This is a genomic window from Streptomyces sp. R28, from assembly GCF_041052385.1.
Lineage (GTDB): Bacteria > Actinomycetota > Actinomycetes > Streptomycetales > Streptomycetaceae > Streptomyces.
In genome coordinates, this window is record NZ_CP163439.1 from 6947667 (window position 1) to 6972833 (window position 25167).

At 70.4% G+C, this 25167-nt stretch carries 17 protein-coding genes; 13 read left to right on the plus strand and 4 right to left on the minus strand.

Annotation, left to right across the window (positions count from 1 at the left end):
- Nucleotides 1-25: 25 nt before the first annotated feature.
- The 10 genes from AB5J49_RS31325 (at nt 26) to moeZ (ending at nt 12168) form a co-directional block, all read left to right on the plus strand.
- A complete protein-coding gene (locus AB5J49_RS31325; RefSeq protein ID WP_323377644.1) occupies nt 26-118 on the plus strand; it encodes an Ms4533A family Cys-rich leader peptide in 93 nt (30 codons plus the stop codon).
- 237 nt (nt 119-355) lie between these two features.
- Nucleotides 356-2074 (plus strand): ABC transporter substrate-binding protein, encoded by a 1719-nt coding sequence (locus AB5J49_RS31330; protein WP_369172224.1) that lies wholly within the window; start codon nt 356-358, stop codon nt 2072-2074.
- A gap of 4 nt (nt 2075-2078) precedes the next feature.
- Nucleotides 2079-3077, plus strand: coding sequence for an ABC transporter permease (locus AB5J49_RS31335; RefSeq protein ID WP_369172225.1), 999 nt, complete (start codon nt 2079-2081; stop codon nt 3075-3077).
- Nucleotides 3074-4072 (plus strand): ABC transporter permease, encoded by a 999-nt coding sequence (locus AB5J49_RS31340; RefSeq protein ID WP_369172226.1) that lies wholly within the window; start codon nt 3074-3076, stop codon nt 4070-4072. The genes AB5J49_RS31335 and AB5J49_RS31340 overlap by 4 nt, the downstream gene beginning before the upstream one ends.
- The gene (locus AB5J49_RS31345) at nt 4069-5697 is read left to right on the plus strand and encodes a dipeptide ABC transporter ATP-binding protein (protein WP_369172227.1); all 1629 of its coding nucleotides are present in this window, start codon (nt 4069-4071) and stop codon (nt 5695-5697) included. Before AB5J49_RS31340 ends, AB5J49_RS31345 begins: the two co-directional genes overlap by 4 nt.
- A gap of 261 nt (nt 5698-5958) precedes the next feature.
- Nucleotides 5959-7659: a DUF3492 domain-containing protein gene (locus AB5J49_RS31350; protein ID WP_369172228.1), complete on the plus strand. Its 1701-nt coding sequence runs from the start codon at nt 5959-5961 to the stop codon at nt 7657-7659.
- The gene (locus AB5J49_RS31355) at nt 7656-8915 is read left to right on the plus strand and encodes a hypothetical protein (RefSeq protein ID WP_369172229.1); all 1260 of its coding nucleotides are present in this window, start codon (nt 7656-7658) and stop codon (nt 8913-8915) included. Before AB5J49_RS31350 ends, AB5J49_RS31355 begins: the two co-directional genes overlap by 4 nt.
- Nucleotides 8916-9154: 239 nt before the next feature.
- On the plus strand, nt 9155-10135 hold the full coding sequence (locus tag AB5J49_RS31360) for an NAD-dependent epimerase/dehydratase family protein (RefSeq protein WP_369172230.1): 981 nt from the start codon (nt 9155-9157) through the stop codon (nt 10133-10135).
- Nucleotides 10123-10926: a spherulation-specific family 4 protein gene (locus tag AB5J49_RS31365; RefSeq protein WP_369172231.1), complete on the plus strand. Its 804-nt coding sequence runs from the start codon at nt 10123-10125 to the stop codon at nt 10924-10926. The genes AB5J49_RS31360 and AB5J49_RS31365 overlap by 13 nt, the downstream gene beginning before the upstream one ends.
- Before the next feature lie 63 nt (nt 10927-10989).
- Nucleotides 10990-12168: an adenylyltransferase/sulfurtransferase MoeZ gene (moeZ, locus tag AB5J49_RS31370; RefSeq protein ID WP_369172232.1), complete on the plus strand. Its 1179-nt coding sequence runs from the start codon at nt 10990-10992 to the stop codon at nt 12166-12168.
- A 458-nt stretch (nt 12169-12626) separates the two neighbouring features.
- Here moeZ and AB5J49_RS31375 read toward each other — a convergent pair whose 3' ends face one another.
- Nucleotides 12627-13052 (minus strand): hypothetical protein, encoded by a 426-nt coding sequence (locus AB5J49_RS31375; RefSeq protein WP_369172233.1) that lies wholly within the window; start codon nt 13050-13052, stop codon nt 12627-12629.
- Between the two features lie 266 nt (nt 13053-13318).
- On the opposite strand from AB5J49_RS31375, the gene AB5J49_RS31380 reads away from it, so the two are divergent.
- Complete coding sequence (locus AB5J49_RS31380) at nt 13319-14344, plus strand: hypothetical protein (RefSeq protein ID WP_369172234.1); 1026 nt, start codon at nt 13319-13321, stop codon at nt 14342-14344.
- Between the two features lie 61 nt (nt 14345-14405).
- On the opposite strand, the gene AB5J49_RS31385 is transcribed toward AB5J49_RS31380, so the two are convergent.
- The 3 genes from AB5J49_RS31385 to AB5J49_RS31395 all read right to left on the minus strand — a co-directional run bounded on the left by AB5J49_RS31385 (nt 14406) and on the right by AB5J49_RS31395 (nt 20754).
- On the minus strand, nt 14406-15953 hold the full coding sequence (locus tag AB5J49_RS31385; RefSeq protein ID WP_369172235.1) for an alpha/beta hydrolase: 1548 nt from the start codon (nt 15951-15953) through the stop codon (nt 14406-14408).
- Nucleotides 15954-16088: 135 nt separating this feature from the next.
- Complete coding sequence (locus AB5J49_RS31390) at nt 16089-17636, minus strand: alpha/beta hydrolase (RefSeq protein WP_369172236.1); 1548 nt, start codon at nt 17634-17636, stop codon at nt 16089-16091.
- A gap of 322 nt (nt 17637-17958) precedes the next feature.
- Nucleotides 17959-20754, minus strand: a complete 2796-nt coding sequence (locus AB5J49_RS31395) for a lysylphosphatidylglycerol synthase domain-containing protein (protein WP_369172237.1) — start codon at nt 20752-20754, stop codon at nt 17959-17961.
- A gap of 185 nt (nt 20755-20939) precedes the next feature.
- On the opposite strand from AB5J49_RS31395, the gene AB5J49_RS31400 reads away from it, so the two are divergent.
- Together AB5J49_RS31400 and AB5J49_RS31405 are read left to right on the plus strand one after the other, a co-directional pair.
- A complete protein-coding gene (locus AB5J49_RS31400) occupies nt 20940-21368 on the plus strand; it encodes an MGMT family protein (protein ID WP_369172238.1) in 429 nt (142 codons plus the stop codon).
- 311 nt (nt 21369-21679) lie between these two features.
- The gene (locus AB5J49_RS31405; RefSeq protein ID WP_369172239.1) at nt 21680-25141 is read left to right on the plus strand and encodes an ATP-dependent helicase; all 3462 of its coding nucleotides are present in this window, start codon (nt 21680-21682) and stop codon (nt 25139-25141) included.
- Nucleotides 25142-25167: the final 26 nt, after the last annotated feature.

Here is a 25167-nt window from a genome sequence, read left to right on the forward strand (position 1 = left end):
AGAGAGTTCATAGATATTTCTGCACATGTCGACCCGTCACACCTCCTCTCGCGCCGCCATCGAGCTGGCGCTCATCGGTGTGACCGCTCTGTGCGTCGCCGACATCCACTGTCGCTGACGCCCGCCTTTTCGGCGTTCGCGTCGCGATCTCTCTCCACTCCTGTGAGTCGCTGACGGGCTTCCCGGCCCGCGGCTCGTTCATGGACCTTCGACGACCCGGCGCCGGGGCAGACGTCTGCTCATCCCTGTCTCATTCCTCGTCAAACTGTCTCGCCATTCGAGAACGGGTGATTCCCGACCCGTCGACGCGAGATCAGCCAAGTGCGAGAGCAATCAATCCGAGAGGTCGTCTCCGATGCGTCAACCGTCCGCCATAGCGCGCCGCGTGGCCGTGGCATCCGTCAGCCTGGTCGTGGCAGCGGGCGCCGCCGCCTGCGGGCCTGAGGACAACGATGCCAAGGCTGCCGGCGGCGACTCCACGCCTCACAAGGGCGGCACGCTCACGGTCCTGAACTCCAACCCGCAGGAGGACTTCGACCCCGCCCGTCTGTACACCTCCGGCGGCGGCAACGTCCCCTCCCTCGTCTTCCGCACGCTCACCACCCGCAACCGCGAGAACGGCGAGGCCGGCGCCGAGGTCGTCCCCGACCTCGCGACCGACACCGGGCGCCCCAACAAGGACGCGACCGTGTGGACGTACACCCTCAAGGAGGGTCTCAAGTACGAGGACGGCAGCAAGATCACCTCGGCCGACATCAAGTACGGCATCGAGCGCTCCTTCGCGCCCGAGCTGTCCGGCGGTGCCCCCTACTTGCGGGACTGGCTGGTCGGCGCCGCCGACTACCAGGGGCCGTACAAGGACAAGAAGGGCCTCTCGGCGATCGAGACGCCGGACGAGCGGACCATCGTCTTCCATCTGAACAAGCCCGAGGGCGAGTTCCCCTACCTGGCCACGCAGACGCAGTTCACGCCCGTGCCGAAGAGCAAGGACACGGGCACGAAGTACGAGGAACACCCGGTCTCCTCCGGCCCGTACAAGGTCGTCGAGAACGAGAACGACGGTGAGCGGCTCGTCCTGGAGCGCAACACCTACTGGTCCGCCGCGACGGACGCCGAGCGCAAGGCCTACCCCGACAAGGTGGACGTACGGTCCGGGCTCGACTCGTCCGTGATCAACCAGCGGCTGTCCTCGTCCCAGGGTGCGGACGCGGCCGCGGTCACCACGGACACCAACCTCGGCCCGGCCGAGCTGGCCAAGGTGACCGGCGACAAGGACCTTGCTTCTCGCGTCGGTACCGGACACTTCGGCTACACGAACTACATCGCGTTCAACCCGACGATCAAGCCGTTCGACAACGTCAAGGTGCGGCAGGCGATCTCGTACGCCATCGACCGGTCGTCCGTGGTCAACGCCGCGGGTGGTTCCGCGCTGGCCGAGCCCGCCACCACCTTCCTGCCGAACCAGAAGTCCTTCGGCTACGAGCCCTACGACCTGTTCCCGGCCGGCGACGCGGGCAACGCCGCGAAGGCCAAGGAGCTGCTGGCCCAGGCCGGTTACAAGAGCGGGCTCAGCGTCACCCTGACCCACTCCAACGCCAAGGACTTCGAGACCAGCCCCGAGATCGCGACCGCGATCCAGGACGCGCTGAAGAAGGCCGGCATCACGGTCAAGCTGCAGGGGCTGGAGGAGAACGACTACTCCGACAAGATCCACAACGTGAAGACCGAGCCCGGCTTCTTCCTCGCGCACTGGGGTGCCGACTGGCCCTCCGGCGGTCCCTTCCTCGCCCCGATCTTCGACGGCCGGCAGATCGTCAAGGACGGCGCGAACTTCAACACGGGCCTGCTCGATGACAAGGCGGTCAATGCCGAGATCGACGCGATCAACAAGCTGACCGACCTTGACGCCGCCGCCGAGCGGTGGGGTGCACTGGACAAGAAGATCGGTGAGCAGGCACTGACCGTGCCGCTGTTCCACCCCGTCTACAAGCGGCTGTACGGCAAGGACATCAAGAACGTCGTGATCAGTGACTGGACCGGTGTTCTGGACATCTCCCAGGCCGCGGTGAAGTAGCGCCGTGAGTGAGGCAGTTCTCGCCGTCGAGGCTCCCGGGGTGTCTGCTCCGGGGGTCTCGGGGGCCCGCCAGTTCTGGCGGCGGCTGCGGACGCAGCGCGCCGCCCTCGTCGCGGCGGTAGTCGTCGCGCTGCTCGTCCTGGTCGCGCTCGCCGCGCCGCTGCTCACCGCGATCGAGGGCCAGGACCCGACCACCTACCACCCGTCCCTGGTGGACTCCGCGCGCGGGGGCGTGCCCGTCGGGCCGTTCGGCGGCGTGAGCGCCGAGCACTGGCTCGGCGTCGAACCGCAGACCGGCCGGGACCTGTTCGCGCGGCTGGTCCACGGCGCGCGCGTGTCGCTCGGTGTCGCGCTGGCGGCGACGGTCCTGCAGCTCCTGCTGGGCGTCGTCATCGGCGTCGCGGCCGGGTTCGGCAACCGCTGGGTGGACCTGGTCCTGACCCGGATCGCCGACATCTTCGTGGCCATGCCGCTGATGGTCGTCGCGCTCGCCCTGCTCGCCGTCGTGCCCACGAGCTTCCCGCGCCCCGTCCTGGTGGCACTGGTCGTCGGACTGGTCTCCGGCTGGGGCACGCTCGCCAAGATGGTGCGCGCGCAGACGCTCACCCTCAAGGAGCTCGACTACGTCGCCGCCGCCCGGCTCAGCGGCTGGGGCACGGTCCGGATCGCCCGCCGCGAACTGCTCCCCGGCCTCGCCGCGCCCGTCATCACCTTCGCGGCCATCCTCGTACCGACCAACATCACCGTCGAGGCGGCCCTGTCCTTCCTCGGCGTGGGCGTGAAGCCGCCGACGCCGTCCTGGGGGCAGATGCTCACCTCCGCCGACGTCTGGTACCAGGCGGCCCCGCAGTATCTGCTGCTGCCCGCCGGCGCGTTGTTCGTGACCGTCCTCGCCCTCACCGTGCTCGGCGACGGTGTGCGCACAGCCCTCGACCCGCGCGCGGCCTCGCGGCTGCGGATCGGGACGGGGCGCAAGCGGGAGGGGAAGGGGGAGGCCTCGTGACCGGCTTCGGAGGTTTCGTACTGCGCCGCGCGACCGGCGCCCTGGTCACCCTGTTCGCCCTCTCGGTGATCATCTACGTCGTCTTCTACGTCACGCCCGGCAACGTCGCCCAGATCACCTGCGGCCCGCGCTGCTCACCCGCCCAGGTGCAGCAGGTCGCCGAGCAACTGCATCTGAACGACCCGCTGTACACCCGCTACTGGCACTTCCTGCAGGGCCTCCTCGCCGGCCAGGACTACTCCACCGGTACCGCGGTCCAGCACTGCTCGGCGCCTTGCCTCGGGCTGTCGTACCAGAGTGACCAGCAGGTCACGGCGCTGATCCTGGCGAAGCTGCCGGTCACGGCCTCGCTCGCGCTCGGTGCCATGGTGCTGTGGCTGGTCATCGGCGTTGGCACCGGCGTGCTGTCGGTGTGGCGGCGCGGTCGGCTCACCGAGCGGCTGCTGACCACGCTCACCCTCGCGGGCATGTCCACGCCGGTCTTCGTCATCGGCCTCGTGCTGATGATCGTCGTCTGCGGACAGCTGGAGCTGCTGCCCTTCCCGCAGTACGTCGCCTTCACCGACGACCCCGAACAGTGGGCCTGGAACCTGCTGCTGCCCTGGCTGTCGCTCGCGCTCATCGAGTCCGCGACGTACGCACGGCTGACCCGGGCTTCGATGCTGGAGACCCTCGCCGAGGACCATGTGCGTACCTTCCGGGCCTACGGCGTCGGAGAGCGGGGGATCATCTGGCGGCACGCCCTGCGCGGAGCGGTGGCCCCGCTCATCGCCGTGAACGCCAACAACATCGGCGTCCTGTTCGGCGGCGCCGTGCTCACCGAGACGCTGTTCGGCCTGCCCGGCATCGGCCAGGAGATGGTCGAGGCGGTCAAGGTCGTCGACCTGCCTGTGGTCGTCGGCATGGTCCTGGTGACCGGTTTCTTCGTGGTGCTGGCCAACGCCGTCGCGGACGTGCTGTACGCGGTGGCCGACCGACGGGTGGTGCTGACATGAGCGACGCCGAGAAGGCGCCCTCCAGGAGCCTTGTCGAAGTGACCGACCTGACGGTCGAGTTCGGCGACCTGCGCGCCGTCGACCGGCTCTCGTTCCGGCTGGAGCGGGGCGCCGCCCTCGCCCTCGTCGGCGAGTCCGGCTCCGGCAAGTCCACGGTCGCCTCCGCCCTGCTCGGCCTGCACCGCGGCACGGGCGCGCGGGTCGGCGGCGCGATCGACGTGGCCGGCGTCGACGTACAGGAGGCGTCGGAGGAGACGCTGCGGCGGTTGCGGGGTGCCAAGGCGGCGATGGTGTTCCAGGACCCGCTGTCGTCCCTGGACCCGTACTACGCGATCGGGGACCAGATCGCCGAGGTCCACCGCGTGCACACGCGTGCCTCGCGACGGGCGGCACGCGCGCGTGCCGTGGAGGTGCTGGACCGGGTTGGAATTCCGGACGCGGTACGGCGATCCCGTGCGCGCCCGCACGAGTTCAGCGGCGGCATGCGCCAACGCGCCCTCATCGCCATGGCGCTGGCCTGTGAACCAGACCTGCTGATCGCCGACGAGCCGACGACCGCGCTCGACGTGACCGTCCAGGCCCAGATCCTCGACCTCCTGCACACGCTCCGCGAGGAGACCCGCATGGGGCTCCTCCTCGTCACGCATGACGTCGGAGTAGCCGCGGAGAGCGTCGACGAGGTGCTGGTGATGCGGCACGGTCGGGCGGTGGAACACGGGCCGGTCTCCGCCGTACTGGGATCGCCCGCGCAGCCGTACACGCGCGAACTGCTCGGCGCGGTCCCGCGCGTGGACGCGGCGCGCGGCAGTTCCGAAGTGCCGGAGAAGCCGGCCGAGGTCGTTCTGGAGGCGACCGGCCTTCGGCGTGAGTTCGGGCGCGGGAAGCGGGCGTTCACGGCGGTGGACGACGTGTCGTTGACGATCCGCCGCGGCGAGACCCTCGGGATCGTGGGGGAGAGCGGCAGCGGCAAGACCACCCTCGGGCGCATGCTGGTCGGCCTCCTGGAACCGACGGCGGGCGAGGTCCGTTACGACGGCCACGCGCGCGTGGGCGTGAATCCCGCAGTGCAGATGGTCTTCCAGGACCCGGTCTCCTCCCTCAACCCCCGCCGCAGCGTGGGCGAATCCATAGCCGACCCGCTCCGCGCCCGCGGCGAGCGCGATGAGGGGCGCATCCGGGGGCGTGTGCGGGAACTGCTGGAGCGCGTGGGGCTCGAAGCGGCGCACTACGACCGCTATCCGCACGAGTTCAGCGGTGGCCAGCGCCAGCGCGGGGGCATCGCCCGGGCGCTCGCGGCCGACCCGCGTGTCATCGTCTGCGACGAGCCCGTCTCCGCACTCGACGTGACCACGCAGGCCCAGGTGGTCGCCCTGCTCGGCGAGTTGCAGCGCGAACTCGGGCTCGCGCTCGTCTTCGTCGCGCACGACCTCGCCGTCGTACGCCAGGTCAGCGACCGGGTCGCGGTGATGCGGCGCGGGCGGATCGTCGAGGAAGGCCCCGCCGACGAGGTGTACGACAGCCCGCAGGACCCGTACACCAAGCAGCTCCTGGCCGCCGTACCGGCACTCGATCCGCGGATCGCAACCCAGCGGCGGGCCGCGCGACGGGAGTTGGCCGCGGTGTGACCGTCCCGGTCGGCCCGGTCGGCCCGGTCGGCCCGGTCGGCCCGGCCAGGTCGTCCCGGCGTTCAGGTGTGACGATCCGTGCGCGTTTGATCTCTTAGCGCGACGGAACGCGACCTGCACGGGAAAGTTACGACCGTTCACCCCTTTTGGTGGCGCGATGGACAACCGTCCGTCGCGCCACCGCCTTGTCCCCTTACGTTCGTCCCGCTGCGAGCCGCCGGAGCAACGGCGGCTCCCCTTAGGGAGAACGGGGGTGTACTCGTGCGCATCGGCCTGATTGCGGAGGGCGGCTATCCGTATGCGAACGGTGACGCCAGGCTCTGGTGCGACCGGCTCGTGCGCGGGCTCGGACAGCACGAGTTCGACATCTACGCGCTCAGCCGCAGCGAGCGCCAGGAGGACGAGGGCTGGGTTCCGCTGCCACCGCAGGTCAGCCGCGTGCGTACGGCGCCGCTGTGGACGGCCGAGGATGACGGAGTGATGTACGGGCGCCGTGCGCGCCGGCGGTTCGCCGAGTGCTACGGCGAGTTGGTGGCCGTGCTCTGCGCAGGGGGCGCCAGAGACGCGAACGGTGCCTCGCAGGACGCCTCGGCCACTGAGGCGGACCGGTTCGGCAACGCGCTGTACGGGCTCGCCGAACTCGCCCGCGACGAGGGCGGACTGGTAGGAGCGCTCCGCTCCGAGACCGCCGTACGCGCCCTCGAGCGCGCCTGCCGGGCGCGGGGCGCCCTGCGCACGGCGCGTGAGGCGCGCGTACCCGATCTGCTGGCCTTCGCCGCCCATCTGGAACGCGCTCTGCGCCCTCTCTCGCTCGACTGGTACGAGGACGACAACCTGGGCTCGGCCGACCTGTGCCACGCCGCTTCCGGTGGCTCGGCGGCCCTGTCCGGCCTGCTCGCCCACCACTTCGGCGACGTACCGCTGCTGCTGACCGAGTACGGGGTGCGGCTGCGCACGCACTACCTGGCCGCCACCGAGTCCTCGCCCGCCGTACGGTCCCTGCTCGCCGCCTTCCACGGCAGGCTCGCCGCCGAGACGTACGCCCGGGCCGCCGTCGTCACACCCGGCAACGCTCACGCCCGCCGCTGGCAGGAACGCTGCGGCGCCGACCGCGCGAAGCTGCGCACGGTCTACCCCGGCATGGACGCCTCCCGCTTCGCGGAGGTCGGCGAGGCCCCGGAGTGCGCGGACCCGCACACGCTCGTCTGGGTCGGCCGTATCGAACCGGCCAAGGACCTGGTGTCGTTGCTGCACGCCTTCGCCGAGGTCCGCAAGGAGGAGCCGAAGACGCGGCTGCGGATCGTCGGCACCCCCTCGGGCCCCGAGGGCGCCGCCTACCTCGGCCACTGCAGGGCGCTGGCCGCGCAGCTCTTCCCCGACGAGGCCGAGGGCCCGCACATCGTCGGCGACAACCCGGTCTCCTTCGAGGAGATCGGCGGCCCGGAGATCCCCACGCTCGCCGACGCATACGCCTCGGGTGCCGTGGCCGTCCTGTCCAGCGTCGTCGAGGGCTTCCCGATCAGCCTGGTCGAGGCCATGTTCTGCGGCCGGGTGACGGTGTCCACGGACGTCGGCGCGGTGGTGGAGGTCATCGGCGGCACCGGTCTCGTCGTACCACCGCGCAACCCACGGGCGCTCGCCGAGGCCTGTGTGGCGCTGTTGCGCGACCCCGAGCGCCGTGAGCGCCTGGGCGCGGCGGCACGCGCGCGTGCGCTCGAACTGTTCACCGTCGAGCAGAACGTCGCAGCATTTCACGGCATTTACCTGGAGATCGTCTCGCGCACGCCGGTCCGCCGCGTCGTCCTCGACGAGGCCGGAGCCCCCCTGCCCTTCGCCGTGCCCGCCGAGGCCCACGTCCCCGGCCGCTGGACCGAGCGATCCGCACGCCTGGTGGCCCGCGGCGGCCCGGCCCGCCCGAGCGGAGCCCCCGTACGGGCCACCGCGACGGAGGCGGCGCGATGAGCGGCCTGGGAGGCCTGGACCGTCCCGGCGCCCCGACCAGCCCCGGGGCCTGGGACGAGCGGTCGGAGGAGTGGCTCGTGCCAGAGACGGACGTACGCGAGAACGGATCCGACGCACCCCCCACCAGCCACGAACCACCCGCCACCCGCACCACCGGCCCCCGACCGGCCCCGACCCGCCGCACCGGCGCGGACCCCGTGAAGGCGCTGATGCACCGTCACCGCGACCTGTGCGAACGCGCGGTGGACCCGCTGGAGATCGCCGCCGGCCTGGAAGCCCACGGCGTCACCGACCGCACCGCGGCACGCTTCCTGCACCGGGACGTCTTCTCCCTGGCGGAGGAGATGTACGCCCGAGTGTCCCGCGACGGCGAAACGCTCCCCGGCCCCCCACCCCTCCCCACCCCCCGCGCACGAGCCGACTGGATCCTCCTCACCCTCCTCCCCGGAGCCCTCTGCGCGGCGGCCGTGACCGCCCTGCACCTCACCCACGGCCGGTCCCGCCTGATCGCGGCCGCCGTGGGAGCCCTCGCCGTGGCCCTCGCCCTGCGCGCGGCACTGGCCCGGGGCCCCCTGGCCACCGCGCACGCCACACGCCCGACGGCCACCCGGACCTGCTGGCTCCTCGCCTACGCCTTCCTCGGCGACGGACTCCTCCAGGCAGCCGCCGGAGGCCCCGACGCCCTCCCCACCCGCGCCGCCGACGACCTCTGGCCCCTCACCACAGCCCCCGTGCTGGCCCTCGCCCTCTCCTGCGCCCCCGCGGCGTGGTGCGCGCACCTCCTCGCCGTACGAGCCCGCCGCAAACTGTCGGCCAGCCGAGCCCTGGAGGACTTCGCCACCTCCGTGAAGCCCCTGCTCCTGGGCACCTTCGCCCTCTACCTCGGCGCCCTGACAGCCCTGCTCGCCCTGACCACCACGGTCCTGGACGAGCCCGCCGCCTACCCCCAGACCCTCACCCTGGGCGCCTTCCTGCTCCTCTCCCGCCTCCTCACCACCCACGGCTTCACCCACGCCCCCGCACTGGTCCTCACCGCCACAGTCACAGCCGAGGCCACCGCCCTGACCACCCTCTTCACAGCCCGCCTCCCCGGCTGCGCCTGGCTGGCAACCCCCGCCCAGTCCCTGATCGACACATGGGGCCCGGCCGCCATCCCCACCATCGCCTGCGGCGCGGGCGCCCTGACCCTCCTGCTCCACGCCACCCGCACCCTCACGAGGGCGTCGGCGCACGCAACCGAGGACCAGCCGTGTTGACGCGGCGGCAACCCCCGCGGCGCCGTCTCCACGTACGGCGGGAAGGGGACGCGCGGCATGGTGCGCGCACCTCTGCAGGCATCCCGACCCGACCGCCGGAGGCACTTGCAGGCATACGCGCCCACAAACCCGCCGCCCTTCTGCCTGAAAGCCCTTCTGCCTGAAGCCCTTGTCCTTGAAGGAGACCCCCAAATGATCACCTCCCGACCCGACCACGACTCGGCCCCGGGAGCCGCCCGATGAGAGTCCTGCTGATCGGAGCCAACGGCTACCTCGGCCGCTTCGTAGCCGACCGCCTCCTCGCCGACCCCGCCGTCCAACTCACGGCACTGGGTCGAGGCGACGACGCCGACGTCCGCTTCGACCTCGCGTCCGGCAGCCCCGGTGCCCTCACCCGCTTCCTCGACGCGGTCCACCCCGGGGTCGTCATCAACTGCGCCGGCGCCACCAGAGGCGGCGCCCGCGAACTCACCCGCCACAACACCGTCGCCGTCGCCACCGTCTGCGAGGCCCTGCGCCGCAGCGGCTGCGGCGCCCGCCTCGTCCAGATCGGCTGCGGCGCCGAGTACGGCCCGAGCCAGCCCGGCTCCTCCACGGCCGAGGACGCCGTCCCCCGCCCCGGCGGCCCGTACGGCGTCAGCAAACTCGCCGCCACAGAACTGGTCCTGGGCTCCGGCCTGGACGCCGTGGTCCTGAGGGTCTTCTCGCCCGCAGGCCCCGGCACCCCCGCCGGCTCTCCCCTCGGCCGCCTGGCCGAGGCCATGCGCCGCGCCATGCAGTCCGGTGACGGCGAGCTCAAACTCACCGGCCTCGGCGCCCAGCGCGACTTCATCGACGTCCGCGACGTGGCCCGCGCCGTCCACGCCGCCTCGCTGTCCGCCGCACAGGGCGTCATCAACATCGGCTCGGGCCGCGCCGTCCGTCTCCGGGACGCCGCCGCCGTCCTCGCCCGGGTCGCTGGATACGGCGGTGCCCTGCACGAACTCGACGGCCCGCCCGGCCCGTTGCGGCCGTCCATCGGCCACCCCCGCGCCGACTCGGACCACATGGCCCACGCGGCGCATACGGGCCCCGGCGCCCCGGTCGCGTACCCGGACGGCTGCGGCAGCTGGCAGCAGGCCGACGTGCGCACCGCACGCGACCGGCTCGGCTGGCGCCCCCGGATCAACCTCGAAGAGTCCCTGGGGGACATCTGGATGGAGGCGGCATGCCGTATCTGACCGGCGTCCCACCGACGGCGACGAGCACCGGCCTCCGCACCGGCCTCGGCATCCCCGGCTACGCACACCCCCTCCTCGCCCCCACCGAGTGGGGCGCACTCACCCGCCCCGGCGTCCCCGTGCACTGGGTGGTCCTGAACGTCGCGGACGGCCCAGGCAGCCGCCCCGACCCGCACTGCCTCGAGACCACCGCAAGGCTCCGCAACGTGGGAGTCCGTGTCCTGGGCCACCTCGACGCCGCTCACCTGGACACGGCGCACATCGAGGCAGCGCACATCAAGGGGGCCCGAGGCGCCCGCGCCTTCGGCGAAGTGATCTCCGAGGCGCATCGCTACCTGGACTGGTACCGGGTCGACGGCTTCTTCCTGGATCGCTGCCCGACCGACCGCGCCGCCCTGCCCGAGGTCCGCCGCACGGTCACCGCGCTCCGCGCGCTGCGTGACAAGGCCCACATCGTCCTGGGCCACGGCACCCACCCTCACCCGGGCTACGCCGAGTGCGCCGACCAGTTGGTCACCTTCCGCGGCTCGTGGAGCGACTACCGCTGGTCACAGGTCGCGGAGTGGACCGCCGACTACCCGCCCGACCGCTTCTGCCACTTCGTCCACGGAGTGCCCCGCCCCCACCTGGACGAGGCACTGCGCATCGCCCGCTGGCAGGGCGCGGCGACCATCTACTTCACCGACCACACGGACCGCACCGATCGTGGCGGCCGCACCGACGCCTGGGGGACCATGCCCGGCTACTGGGACGAAATCGTCTCGCGGATCGGAACAGGTGTCTCGGAATGAAAAAGGCCATGGCACTGTTACGGAGAGAACAACCGTAGTGATCGACCGACCAACGGAGTCCCCGTGTCGCTGCCACCCCTGGTCGAGCCCGCCTCCGAGCTCACCGTAGACGAGGTTCGCAGGTACTCCCGCCACCTGATCATCCCCGATGTGGGGATGGACGGGCAGAAGCGGCTGAAGAACGCCAAGGTGCTCTGTGTGGGCGCCGGCGGCCTGGGCTCGCCGGCGCTGATGTACCTGGCTGCCGCGGGCGTCGGCACGCTCGGCATCGTGGAGTTCGACGAGGTCGACGAGTCGAACCTGCAGCGCCAGATCATCCACAGCCAGGCCGACATCGGCCGCTCCAAGGCCGAGTCCGCGCGCGACTCCGTCCTCGGCATCAACCCGTACGTGAACGTGATCCTTCACGAGGAGCGGCTCGAGGCCGACAACGTGATGGACATCTTCAGCCAGTACGACCTGATCGTCGACGGCACGGACAACTTCGCGACCCGCTACCTGGTCAACGACGCCTGCGTGCTGCTCAACAAGCCGTACGTGTGGGGCTCGATCTACCGCTTCGACGGCCAGGCCTCCGTGTTCTGGTCCGAGCACGGCCCCTGCTACCGCTGCCTCTACCCGGAGCCCCCGCCGCCGGGCATGGTCCCCTCCTGCGCCGAGGGCGGCGTGCTGGGCGTGCTGTGCGCGTCCATCGGATCCATCCAGGTCAACGAGGCGATCAAGCTCCTCGCGGGCATCGGTGAGCCGCTGGTCGGCCGACTGATGATCTACGACGCCCTGGAGATGCAGTACCGCCAGGTCAAGGTCCGTAAGGACCCGAACTGCGCGGTCTGCGGCGAGAACCCGACCGTCACCGAGCTCATCGACTACGAGGCCTTCTGCGGCGTCGTCTCCGAGGAGGCCCAGGAGGCGGCCGCCGGCTCGACGATCACTCCCAAGCAGCTCAAGGAGTGGATCGACGAGGGCGAGAACATCGAGATCATCGATGTCCGTGAGATCAACGAGTACGAGATCGTCTCGATCCCCGGCGCCCGGCTGATCCCGAAGAACGAGTTCCTCATGGGCACCGCCCTGGAGACCCTCCCGCAGGACAAGAAGATCGTCTTGCACTGCAAGACGGGTGTCCGCAGTGCGGAAGTCCTCGCGGTCCTGAAGTCGGCGGGCTTCGCCGACGCCGTGCACGTCGGTGGCGGCGTCATCGGCTGGGTCAACCAGATCGAGCCGCACAAGCCGGTCTACTGAACAACGCGCTCTCGCTGACCGGCGAGGCAGATGAAGCCCACGGCTCTGACCAGCTCAGATGCCGTGGGCTTCGGTCGTTGTCGGTTGGCGTCGGCAGCTCTGCGGGCAGGCTCACGGATCAATGCCGTCCAAGACGAAGGTGGGGATTCCAAGGCCACAGTCGATGACCTGACCGACGGCTGTGTCGAGCATGTCTGGCGCCCACCCCTCCCCGCCGCACGCTCGCAACTCGCTCTCACCGAAGTGCCATTCGGCCGTATGGGGATCGTCTCGATCTACTGGGGCAGGAACGCGGTACCAGTAGGCCCTTGGCGTTACCGTCCACGCCCCCGCCCGGAGGTGAATGGCTACCTGCCGGCACAGGTCCGCCAATTGGATGGCGTCCCGAATGGGAGGCCGCTCAGGCCAACTCGCTACCGCTCTCGGCGATGGGCGAGGTCGCAGTGTCTGCCCCGGCCTCAGACCACCCCGGGACCAGCGCCATGGCGTTCGTGGATCCGCTTCACTTGCTTGGCCCAGAAGATGAGCTTCTCGTCGGCCGAAGCATTCTTGGGCAGGAGCTGGAGCTTCTTCGCCAACTGGTAGAAGCCGGGACCGGCGTCGTTGGCGTCCAAGTAGTTCACCAAGGCCGAGAGCATGACGGGCGGCTCAGAAAAGACGATCTCCTGATCTCGTCCCACGATCAGTCCCAGCAGGTGCCCCATCGCGGCCCGCTCGTCAGCACGCTCGAAGTCGAAGGCACGGCAGTTGGTTCGCCTGGCCAACGTCACATTGAGCTCCGTGTATGACGTGAGCCTGCCCAGCTTCGCTCGCTCAACAAGGAAGCCGCGCCCCGCATCCACCAGCTCTTCCCATTCGCTGTCTGCACGGCCGTACCCAGTCATCCCGCCCCCTGTGAACTACGTTGATCTGTGAGCGGGAACGTACAGCGACCGGCGCAGGGCCCACAATCAGCTGTGGGGTCGTACCCGGGAGAACCTGGCGACGCATGCGTCCCCCATGAACACTGGCCCTCTCGCGCTCCGTGGCAGGCCGATCGCCTTTCCAGGCGCAGAAAACCTATCAATCAGCATAAAGCATCACCTAGGTGGGCAAATCTATTTCCGTCAATCGCTGGCCCTCTTCGAGTTGCTTCAATACACTAACCAGCGTGTCCGAATTGATCGGTTTCGCCCTCGGCGTGCTCTCAGGGGTACTAACAAATATCATCTGGGCCCGAAGGGGGCGCCTAAGGACCCTGGTAGAGGGCTTCAGGCAGCAAAGATATGAACCGCTCGGATTCGACCCCGCCGAAGTGGGTCTCTTTCCTTTGAATCGCTGGACTCTCGCCAGGCCGTTGCAGCGGAGCCACTTACAGGTCTCGGTGACCGAGGTGCGCCCACAGCAGCAGTGGTTCAATCAAGCCGAATGGCAGCGAATCGCGGATGAGTTCGGCCGCCGCTACACCGGGGATATCGGATTCCTCACCGACGCGTTGATTGACCACAGGGAGAGTCGCGAGGGTGAGGACTTCCGGTATACCCTTACGCCGTGCGACTACAGTGAACACCTGGCAACGGTCGAATATTTGCGACGTCACCCCGATGCGCAATCCACGATCCGCGCAAATTTCGTGAACGGGGGCATCATTGAGTTCGCTAGAACGTCGCCACCGACATCGGTCAAGATCAACGTTGCCGTTCTGAATCTGGACAACGAGTTTCTTGCAGTACAGCGTTCAGGTGCGGTGGACTTCAAGCGAGGCGTATGGACGGTCGGCCCGAATGAAGGCATGAAGCTGGCTCGAAACTCCACGCCGGGGGCGTCGGCCGAAGATTTCTTTGACCTCGGTGAACGTTGCCTTCGGGAGGAACTCAACCTGGAGCCCGTGGATTACAGCGGCATCAATATTTCATGGGTCGGGTACGAGGTGAAGACCATCCAGCTCAAAGTCTATGCGCAAATTCGAACTCACCTCTCGAAGCGAGAGGTGCATGAAAGGCTGCTTAGTTCACATAGCCTGTTCGAAGCTCAGGACACGAAATGGATTCCATTTCGGAAAAAGCACGTGATGGATATTGTGCAAAATTGGGAAAGCGGCGACATCGAGGGGAGGAAATGGTCGTCCAGTGCGCCACACACTCTGCAAGAGATGTGGAGGATGCGCCACTTGCTCAGACTGACAGACCATCCGTAATGGCAGGTCACGGCATCCCTGCCCCCCCTGGCAACACGGGTGCTGGCAGAACCCGCTGCCGTCATGAGCAGACCTTGCCGTCCTTCGGTACCTTCCCCTGCAGCAGATACGCGTTCACCGTGGAGTCGACGCAGTCGCTCCCCTTCCCGTACGCGGCGTGGCCCTCGCCCTTCCAGGTGAGCATCACGCCGACGCCCTTGCCCAGTTCGTCGGCCATCTTCCGGGTGCCCTCGTAGGGCGTCGCCGGGTCCCCGGTGTTGCCGACCAGCAGGATCGGTGCCGCACCTCGCGCACTCACCTCCGGGGTGTCGTGCTGCCCGGCCACCGGCCAGTCGTGGCACCAGCCGGCCGTGTCCCAGCCCAGCATGGGACCGAACACGGGCGAGACCTTCTCGAACCGCGGCAGCAGCTTCTTCGTCTCCTCGACCGTCGGCCGCTGCTTGGTGTCCAGGCACGATATGACGCGTTGCGAGTGGTTTCCCGTGCTGTAGTGCCCCGAGGCGCTGCGATCGTTGTAGTCGTCGGCGAGCGCCAGGAGTTCCGAGCCGTCTTGCTCCTCGGCGGCCTCCAGGGCGCTGCTGAGGGTCGGCCAGCTCGCCTCGCTGTACAGCGGCCTGATGATGCCGATGAGCGCCAGTGCCTCGGTGAGTTTCCGCCCGGACGACGTCGGCAGCGGGCTCGCGTCGATCCGCTTCAGCAGGTCCACGATCTTCTGCGTGCCCTCTTCGGCGCCCTGGCCGGTGGACTTGAGGTAGTTGTTCAGCGCGCGCTGGAAGCCCCTGGCCTGGTTCTCGGCGTGTCCCTCCCCGTCGGCGCTCGGGTCGACGACCGCGTCCAGTATCAGCCGTCCCACGTTCTTCGGGAACAAGTGGGCGTAGACGCCGCCGAGTTCGGTGCCGTAGGAGATGCCGAAATAGTGCATCTGTGTGTCGCCGAGGACCTGGCGCATCAGATCCATGTCGCGGGCGGTGTCGGTGCTGGACACATGCGCGATCAGCGTCCCCTCGGACTTCTGGCAGCCCTTGCCGAAGTCGGCGGCGTCCCGGAGGTAAGCCGCCTCCTCGGCCGGGGTGTCCGGCGTGATGTCGACGGACTCGGAGGCCTGGATCTCCTTGTCGCTGCGGCAGCGCACGCCTTCACTGGCGCCCACCCCGCGCGGGTCCCAGCTCACCAGGTCGTACCGCTTGGCGAGCTCGGAGGTGGACGAGGCGTACCACGGCAGCGTGGAGACCCCCGAGCTGCCGGGGCCACCGAAGTTGAGAAGGAGCGAGCCGATGCGGTCGTCGCCACTGGCCTTGGTGCGGATCAGGGCGAGATCGATCGTCCTGCCCTGCGGCTTCGTCCAGTCGAGCGGTGCCTCGAGCCTCGCGCACTGCCACTCGTCGCCCGGCGCGGGGGAGTCCCCGGTGGCCTTGCAACGTCCCCAGTCGAGCGTTTGCGAGGTCAGGGAGGACGGCAGTGGCGTCGCCGAGCCGGCGGAGGTGGCCGGGGAACTCGCTCCGCTCGCCTTCCCACCGGACTTGCCGCCGTCGGACGAGCCGCCGCTGCAGCCCGTCACCAGCAGCGCGGCGGTGGCCGTCAGGGCCGTCCACCATGCGAATCGCGCCATGTCATTTCCCCCCTCGCAGGCCGTCCGCACCGTGCCGCGGATGGCGGTCAGGCCATAGTAGGCGGATCGGGAAAGGGCCGTAGCAGCCTGTGGATAACTCTCTGACCTGCTAGTTTGTCGCTTCCCTGGTCAGTTTCAGGAGCAGATGGTGCCCGCAGCCGGGGCCTTCCCGTCCAGCAGATAACCGTTCACCGCGTCCTGCACGCACTTGTTCTTGCTGTTGTACGCCCCGTGCCCCTGCCCCTTGTACGTCAGCTCGACGCCCACCCCCTTGCCCAGCGCCTGGACCATCCTCCCTGCGCCCTCGTACGGCGTGGCCGGATCGCCCGTGTTGCCCACGACGAGGATCGGCGCCGAGCCGGGGGCGCTGACCTCGGGATGGTCGGCGGCGCCCGCCACGGCCCAGTCGATGCAGCTGAGCATGGACCAGGCCAGGGGGTCGCCGAACAGGTTCGAGGCGGCCCGGAACTCGGGCAGTCTCCGCTCGACGTCCTCGACTGTGTAACGGGGCTTGTCATCGGCGCAGTTGATGGCCACGTTGGCCGGGATGATGTTGCTGTACTCGCCGTTCTCACGGCGTCCGGTGCTCGAGTCGGCCAGCAGCATCAGGGAGCTGCCGTCACCGTCGTACGCCTGCACCAGGCCCTGGGTGAGGTACTCCCAGAAGTTCTTCGAGTACAGCGCCTGCATGATGCCGGAGGTCGCGGCCGTCTGGGTCAGCTCGCGCGGGAAGACGCCCTTGATCGGTTTGCTGTCGAGGTCCTTCAGCAGCTTGGCGATGCGGTCCTTGACGTCCTGGGGAGTGTCGCCGATCGGGCAGGCCTCGGTCTTCGACGTGCAGTCCTCGGCGAAGTTGTCCAGTGCGAGCTGAAAACCCTCGGCCTGCGCGAGCGCGTTCTGCTCGGGGTTCTGCGTCGGGTCGACGACCGCGTCGAAGACGGCGCGGCCCACGTGTGTGGGGAACAAGTGGGCGTAGACGCCGCCGAGTTCGGTGCCGTAGGAGACGCCGAAGTAATGCAGCTTGTCGTCGCCGAGGACCTGGCGCATCAGGTCCAGGTCGCGGGCCGCGTCGGTGGTGATCACATGCGGCAGCATCCCGCCGGAGTTCTTCTCGCACGCCGCGTTGAACTCCTTGCCGCTGTCCAGCAGTTCGGTCCGCTCGGCGGCGTCGTCCGGCGTCGCGTCCTGCTGGAAGTAGGCGTCGAGGTGCTGGTCGTTCTCGCACCGTACGGGCTCGCTGCGGCCGACCCCGCGCGGGTCGAAGCTCACCAGGTCGTAGCGGGTGCGCAGCTTCTCGTAGCCGTCGGCGAAGGAGGGCAGGCTGGTGACGCCCGAGCCGCCGGGCCCGCCGAAGTTGAAGATCAGCGAGCCGATGCGACGGTTCGCGTCGCCCTCGGCCTTCACCCGGATCAGCTCGATGTCGATCGTGTCGCCCTTGGGCTCGTCCCAGTCGCGCGGTGCCTTCATCGTGGCGCACTGCCATGCGCCGCCGCCCGGCAGGGGGGATGGGCTGCCCCCGCCGCCCTGCGCCTGGGAGGGGGCCGGGCAGTCCTTCCAGCTCAGCTTTTGGGCCGTCAGGTCCTCGTCCCCGGAGTCGTCGTCGCTGCAGCCCGCCAGCAGGGCGGACACCAGCAGCGCCGTCGCGGTCAGGGCAGCTGCGCGCATCCGGGGAGGGTTCGGCATGGTCCCATCCTGCGGTCGTACGTGGTGCGGCGCTCGGGGCGCGAGCCGTACGAGGGACCGCGGCGCCTCACCTGTGCCGTGCCCTTACAACGTACGGCGCCATGCTCCTCGTACGACGAGGTCTCCGCGCGACGGGGCCTGCGGTACGTCGAGGTCTCCGCGCGACGGGGCCTCCGGCACATCGAGCCCTCGGGTACGTCAAGGTCTCCGCACGACGAGGACTCCCGTACGACAAGGAGAGCCCTCCTACGACGAGACCTCTCCTACGACGGACCTCCCGCACGACGGGGCATCCCGGCCCCCCCCCGTACGACGCCCCGCGCTACAGCGCGCCCTTGCGCGTCAGGTGGTTGAAGGCCAGCCAGCCCGGCAGTACCGGCAGCCACAGCGTCAGCATCCGGAAGAGCAGCACTGAGGGCGCGGCGACCTCGCTGGGCAGGCCTACGGCGATCAGACCGACGGTCAGGGTCACGTCCACGGCGCCCACGCCGCCCGGGGTCGGGGCCGCTGAGCCGAGCGCGTTGCCCGCGAGGAAGACGACGGCCACGCTGGCGATGCTGAGGGAGGTCCCCGCGCTGCCGAACGCCCGGATCGACGCGTCCAGGCACATCACGAAGCAGGCGGTCAGCAGCAGCATGCCGCCGATGCCCGTGACCAGCTTCTGCGGCCGCTGGAGCACATCGAGCATGCGCGGCACGACACCCGCGAACAGCGACCTCACGCGCGTGACGACGAACTTTCGCAGGAAGGGCACCGAGGTCACCACGAGCACCAGCACCGCCACCGTCAGCAGACCCGCGATGACCGTCCGGGAGGGCGACAGCGACGGCGTCTTCTCGGTGCCGGTCAGATAGCCGAAGGACAGCAGCATCAGGATGTGGCAGCCGAGCCCGAACAGCTGTGACGCGCCGACACTTGCCACCGCAAGCCCCGGCCGCACTCCCGCGCGCTGCAGGAAGCGCGTGTTGAGGGCGACACCGCCGACCGCGGCCGGCGCGACGATCTTCACGAACGACCCGGCGACCTGGGCCGCCACCGTCCGCCGGAACGGCACCCGCTCGGGCACAAAGCCCAGCAGTGCCATCGCCGCCGCGAAGTAGCTGCACGCAGAGAACAGCACGGCCGCGGCCACCCAGCCCCACTGGGCGTTGGCGATGAGCGGGCCGAACTCGATGTGCGTGAGCTGCGTCAGCAGGAAGTACGCGGCGATGGCACCGGCGATGAAACTGATCAGCGTGCGCGGCCGCACCCGCTCCAGGCGGGCCGGCTCGACCGGTGCCTGCGGCCTGATCAGCAGCACCTCGTGGCGGATCTGCGTGAGCAGATCCTCCTCGCGGGCCTCGTCCAGGGCCTCGTCGATGGCCCGCTTCTCGGCCCGCGCCTGCGCCCGTACGGTCTTCTTGTCCGGCTTGTCCAGTGCCGCCCCTGTGTCTCCCGTGGCTTCCTCGCTGCGGGCGTGCTTGGCGAGCCGGGACGCCTCCAGCACCGCCTCGCGCTCGCGCTGGGCCCGCTCCCGGGCGAGTCTGCGCAGTGTCGCGCGCGTGGAGCGGCTCAGTGCGATGGGCTGCAGCATCGGCAGACAGTCGGCGACGGCATCGGGGCCGAGCACACTCACCGCCGAGGCCACCCCGCGCTCGGCGCCCACCCGGAGGCCGAGCGTCACCAGCAGCTGGGAGATGTCCATGCGCAGCAGCAGATTGTTGGCCGCGATCTCGCCGATGCGAAGGTCGGTGATGATCACTTTGCCGGAACGATCCACCAGGATCGCGTCACCCACCAGCCTGCGGTGCGCGATACGCCGGGACTGCAGGGCCTTGACCTGGAGCCAGGTGCCGCGCAGCAGGTCGTCGGTGATCTCGTCGTCCGAGAGCGAGTCCAGGGTGTGGCCGCCGGTGTGCTCGTACACCAGCATCACGGCGTCCGGGCCGAGCTCGGAGGTCGCGATCAGCTTGGGCGCGTTGGCACCCGCCGCGATGGCCGCGTAGGCGAGCAGTGCCTCCTGCTCCAAGGCCTGGCGCAGCGACTGGAGACTGCTTCGGGTGGCGAAGCCGCGCAGCGTCAGATTGCGCCACGCGCGATAGAAGAACCCCTGCGCCTGCTGCTCCCGGTCGACCACCGTCACATCCAGCGGCGGACCGTCCTCGAGGGTGACGAAGTAGCGCCGTCCGCGGTCGCCGGTCTCCTGTGTGTCGGAGGTCTCCTCGCGTGCCGCGCTCACCGGGCGGAATCCGACGTGCCTGAGGCCCGCCATCAGGGTCCGTCCGGTGGGACGGACATTGGGCGAGCCGACCGCGTACAGCGTGCCGTAGGCGACGGTCCAGCCGATCAGCAGCGTCAGGAGGATCGAGAACGGCGTGGTGTAGCCGGTGACCAGCATGGAGAAGGCGTACAGGACCAGGACCGCCCACAGGACCGTCCGCCAGCGGGGTCTGCGGGACATGCCCACGGCTGTCATGTAGGCGATGACCGGCGCGAGATAGCCGTGCACCGGGTCGGTGAGGGAGCCGATGTCGCCGGGCGACGGCTGGGTGAGCGCGTCCCGGATGGACTCGGGGGCGCCCCGCGCGACCCACAGGTCGGTGGCGAGCGTCACCCCGTGCGCGAGGACGGCCGCGAGGACGCCGTCGGCGATACGCAGACCGTCCCGCTTGATCAGCCGCTCGATCGCGAAGGCGACGGGCACCAGGAGGATCGCGATGCTGGACACCAGCCCGGCCATCTTGCTGAACAGGTCGGGCGCCTGGCCGGTGCCTTTGTTGATGTCCTGCTCAAGTCCTGAAGTGGTGCCGTGCGCGAACGCGGCGATCGCGAGCAGCAGGGCGATGCCCAGCATGCCCACGAGTAGTCGCATGAGGTCGGACGGACGGTGCACGCGCGCGGGGAGTAGCGGTTCGTCGCCCTCGACCTCGTCGACGTTCACCTCGTCCAGGTCGTACGGCACCTTCCCCTCGATGGCCTTGCGGCCGGCGTCGCTCGTGTCCGCGCCCTTCTTGGCCTCGTCCTTCTTGCCGCTGTCGCTCTCGCCGGGGTCCTTCTTGCCGGCGTTCGCGGTGTCCGGGCGCGACGAAGCGTCAGAGGTGCTCTCCGCATCCTCCGGGTGCACACCCTGTGGCTTCATCGTCTCTTCTTGGTCTCGTATCACCAGTCACCGCCCGCACGATGGTGGCATGCCCCACCGACACACGGGGGCATCAGGGTGCAAATGCGGGGGCGCCAGTCTGCCCGAAGCGCCGCCCCGGGGCGAGGCATACGCACAGTGGCGAGCGCGTCACATTGTCGGTGGCGTGGGGCAGGATGGGCCGGATGAGCGAGGAGAGCCTTCCGCACGACGCCCGCCTGGAGTACGACGACGCCCACCCGGAACCCTCGGACGCCCACCTGGAGCCCACGGACGCGCTGCCGGAGTACGCCGAGCGCGTCCTTGAGGTCGCCGAGCTGATTCCGCCGGGCCGCGTCATGACGTACGGGGACGTCGCGGAGTGGCTGGAGGAGGGCGGGCCCCGGCAGGTCGGCCGGGTGATGGCCCTCTACGGGGGAGCCGTGCCGTGGTGGCGGGTGGTCCGCGCGGACGGGGTCCTGCTGCCGGGCCACGAGCTGAGAGCGCTGGGGCACTACCGCACGGAGGCCACGCCCTTGAAGGAGGCGAGCAGGGCCGCCGAGGGCCACCTGCCGCGCCTCGATATGAGGCGGGCGCGCTGGGACGGCGGCGAACGCGCACAGGGTCACACCTGACAGCTTCCGCCATCGGACGGCCCGCTGTGTGCCCTGTGATCCGTACGGGGGAAAGGGGGCACGTCCGTGGCATGACGTACGTTCGTGAGTCGAGGGATGCATGTGCCACAAGTGAACTGAGGGATGAATCGGAAGCCCTGCTTCCGCACCACCCCTCGGCGTAGCGTCTGCTGCGCGTGTCCCCCTCACCCCGCGGCCACCGCCCTCCCCGCGCGAGGGGCGGCCCACCCGTCACCCGACCACCACCCCTCGACGACGGCGCTCCGCGCCGGCAGTGACAACTCGCACACCCACCAGGACCGGCGAACCACGTGAGCTCCTCTTCCTCCACCAGGCGCCTGTCGCACCCCCAGGTGCGACAGGGGACCCGTGGCGCTTACCGGCTGGTGCGTACCCCTCCGGTCAAGGTGGCTCCCCCTCGTCTGGACGCCGCACAGCGCGCCGTGGTTGACCACGCGACCGGCCCGCTGCTCGTCCTCGCAGGTCCGGGCACCGGAAAGACGACCACCCTCGTCGAGTCGGTGGCGGCGCGCATCGCCCGTGGCGGGGACCCCGAGCGCATTCTGGTGCTGACGTTCAGCCGCAAGGCCGCCGTGGAACTGCGCGACCGTATGGCGCTGCGTATAGGGGCGGCCCGCGCGCCCCAGGCGACCACGTTCCACTCGTTCTGCTACGCCCTGGTCCGCGCCCATCAGGACAGCGACCTGTTCGTGGAGCCCCTGCGGCTGCTCTCCGGTCCCGAGCAGGACGTGACCGTACGGGAACTGCTGGCGGGCGAGCCCGACCTGGAGCGGCTAGGCCTCGCGCACGTGCGCTGGCCGGACGAACTGCGCGCCTGCCTGACCACCCGCGGCTTCGCCGACGAGGTCCGCGCGGTCCTCGCCCGAAGCCGCGAACTGGGCCTGGGCCCCGACGCCCTGGACGCCTTCGCCCGCCGCATCGGCCGCCCCGACTGGCGCGCCGCGGCGTCCTTCCTCGCCGAGTACCTCGACGTGCTCGACATGCAGGGTGTGCTCGACTACGCCGAACTGGTCCACCGCGCGGTGCTCCTCGCCCGCCGCTCCGAGGCCGCCCAGCTGCTCGCCGCCCAGTACGACGCCGTGTACGTCGACGAGTACCAGGACACCGATCCGGCGCAGGTACGGCTGCTGCACGCCCTCGCCGGCGGCGGCCGCACCCTCGTCGCCTTCGGCGACCCCGACCAGTCGATCTACGCCTTCCGGGGCGCCGACGTGAACGGCATCCTGGAGTTCCCGCACGCCTTCCCGCGCGCGGACGGCCGCCCCGCGCCCGTCGAGGTCCTGCGCACCTCCCGCCGTTCCGGCGCCGGCCTGCTGACCGCGACCCGGCTGCTCACCCAGCGCATGCCGCTCACCCGGCTCCCGGCGGAGAAGGTACGCGCCCATCGAGAGCTCGCTGCGGTCCGCGAGGGCGGCAGCGTCGAGGCCTTCACGTATCCGACCCCCGGCACCGAGCTGGACAACATCGCCGACATCCTGCGCAGGGCGCACCTGGAGGACGGCGTGCCCTGGCGCGAGATGGCCGTCCTGGTGCGCGCGGGGTCGCGCACGATCCCGACGCTGCGCCGGGCGCTCACTGCCGCCGGGGTGCCTTTGGACATCGACGGCGACGACCTGCCCCTGCGGCACGAGCCGGCAGTGGCGCCGCTGCTGACGGCGTTGCGGGCGGTGGCGACGGCGGAGGCGCAGCCTGCGCGGGGCGGCGGCGACGTACGTACCGAGGAAGCGGCCGAGGTCGGCGTACGTACCGAGGAAACGACCGAGGCCGGCGTACGTACCGAGGAAGCGGCCGAAGGCGAGGGCGACGCCTTGGCCGACCGGCCCGAACCGGAGGGCGATGCCACGGACGCCCGGCCCGACCCCCGTGCCTCCTGGCTCGACACCGAGACCGCCCTCACCCTGCTCGCCTCCCCCCTCGCCGGCATGGACGCCGCCGACCTGCGCCGTCTCGGGCGTGCCCTGCGCGACGAGGAGCGGGCCGCCGGCAACCCGCTGCCGCCGCCCTCGGACGAGCTGCTCGCGCGGGCGCTGGCCGAGCCGGAGCGGTTGGCGGTGCACGACCCCACGTACGCGCGTGGCGCCCAGCGCCTCGGCGCGCTGCTCGGCAAGGCCCGTGAGCGCCTCGCGGGCGGCGGTACGGCCGAGGAGGCGCTGTGGGACCTCTGGGAGGGCACGCCGTGGCCCACACGCCTGGAGCGGACCGCCCGCCGCGGCGGCGCGGCCGGCCGCAACGCCGACCGTGACCTGGACGCCGTATGCGCCCTGTTCGCGACCGCGTCCCGCGCCGAGGAGCGCACCGGCGGCCGGGGCGCCCTGAACTTCCTGGCGGAGATCGAGGCCGAGGACATCGCCGCCGACACCCTCACGCGGCGTGCCGTACGCCCCGACGCCGTGCGCCTGATGACCGCGCACCGCTCCAAAGGCCTGGAGTGGCGGCTGGTCGTCGTCGCCGGCGTCCAGGAGGGCCTGTGGCCGGACCTGCGCCGCCGCGGCTCCCTCCTGGAAGCCGACCGCATCGGCCGCGACGGGCTCGCCGAACCGCTCACCCCGGGGGCGCTGCTGGCCGAGGAACGCCGCCTGTTCTACGTCGCCGCCACACGCGCGCGTGATCGCCTCGTCGTCACCGCGGTGAAGGCCCCGGCCGACGACGGTGACCAGCCCTCCCGCTTCCTGACCGAACTCGGCGTCGAGCCGAGGGACGTGACGGGCCGCCCCCGCCGCCCGCTGGCCGTCGCCGCGCTCGTCGCCGAACTCCGGGCGACGACGGTCGACCCGCGCGCGTCGGACACCCTCAGGGAGGCCGCCGCCCGCAGACTGGCCCGGCTCGCCGCGCTCGCCGACGAAGAGGGCCGCCCGCTGGTGCCGTCCGCGCACCCCTACCGCTGGTGGGGCATGTTCGAGCCGACCGAGTCCAAGGTGCCGCTGCGCAACCGCGACCAGCCCGTCGTGCTCTCCGGAAGCGCCCTCGACCAGCTCGCCAACACCTGCTCCCTGCAGTGGTTCCTGGGCCGCGAGGTGAAGGCCGACGCACCCGCGACCGCCGCCCAGGGCTTCGGCAACGTGGTGCACGTCCTCGCCGACGAGGTCGCCTCCGGACACACCCCGGCCGACCTCGCCGTCCTCATGGAGCGCCTCGACTCCGTGTGGAACGCGCTCGCCTTCGACGCGCCCTGGAAGTCGGCGCAGGAGAAGGACAACGCGCGCGTGGCGCTCGAACGCTTCCTGAAGTGGCACGTGATGGACCGTGCGGGGCGTACGCCGGTGGCGAGTGAGCACGACTTCGACGTCACCCTCGAAGCGGGTGACGTCGAGGTCCGCATCCGCGGCCAGATGGACCGCGTCGAGGCCGACGGCGAAGGACGGGCCTACGTGGTCGACTTCAAGACCGGCAAGCAGGCACCCAGCGCCGCCGAGGTGGCCCGTCACCCGCAGCTCGCCGTCTATCAGCTCGCCGTCCGCGAGGGTGCCGTGGACGAGGCCTTCGACGGCGCACGCCCGCAGCCCGGCGGCGCCGAACTCGTCCAGCTGCGCCAGGGCGCCGCCAAGCGGGACGGCGGCGAGACGCTGCCCAAGGTGCAGGGGCAGGAGTCCCTGGGTGGCCCGGAAGGGGAGTGGGTCGGTGACCTGCTGGCCACGGCGGCCGGCAAGGTCCTCGACGAGCGGTTCACGCCCAGCGCGGGCCAGCACTGCACACACTGCGCGTTCCGGGCGTCGTGCAGCGCGCGGCCCGAGGGACGACATGTGGTCGAGTAACCGGAGTGACCGATCGCACCTCTGGT

Bases quoted from the DNA above. Each gene is read 5' to 3' on its own strand.
- AB5J49_RS31325 (WP_323377644.1), top strand. From the start codon at position 26: ATGTCGACCCGTCACACCTCCTCTCGCGCCGCCATCGAGCTGGCGCTC.
- AB5J49_RS31330 (WP_369172224.1), top strand. From the start codon at position 356: ATGCGTCAACCGTCCGCCATAGCGCGCCGCGTGGCCGTGGCATCCGTC.
- AB5J49_RS31345 (WP_369172227.1), top strand. From the start codon at position 4,069: ATGAGCGACGCCGAGAAGGCGCCCTCCAGGAGCCTTGTCGAAGTGACC.
- AB5J49_RS31355 (WP_369172229.1), top strand. From the start codon at position 7,656: ATGAGCGGCCTGGGAGGCCTGGACCGTCCCGGCGCCCCGACCAGCCCC.
- AB5J49_RS31360 (WP_369172230.1), top strand. From the start codon at position 9,155: ATGAGAGTCCTGCTGATCGGAGCCAACGGCTACCTCGGCCGCTTCGTA.
- AB5J49_RS31365 (WP_369172231.1), top strand. From the start codon at position 10,123: ATGCCGTATCTGACCGGCGTCCCACCGACGGCGACGAGCACCGGCCTC.
- AB5J49_RS31375 (WP_369172233.1), bottom strand. From the start codon at position 13,052: ATGACTGGGTACGGCCGTGCAGACAGCGAATGGGAAGAGCTGGTGGAT.
- AB5J49_RS31385 (WP_369172235.1), bottom strand. From the start codon at position 15,953: ATGGCGCGATTCGCATGGTGGACGGCCCTGACGGCCACCGCCGCGCTG.
- AB5J49_RS31390 (WP_369172236.1), bottom strand. From the start codon at position 17,636: ATGCCGAACCCTCCCCGGATGCGCGCAGCTGCCCTGACCGCGACGGCG.
- AB5J49_RS31395 (WP_369172237.1), bottom strand. From the start codon at position 20,754: ATGAAGCCACAGGGTGTGCACCCGGAGGATGCGGAGAGCACCTCTGAC.
- AB5J49_RS31400 (WP_369172238.1), top strand. From the start codon at position 20,940: ATGAGCGAGGAGAGCCTTCCGCACGACGCCCGCCTGGAGTACGACGAC.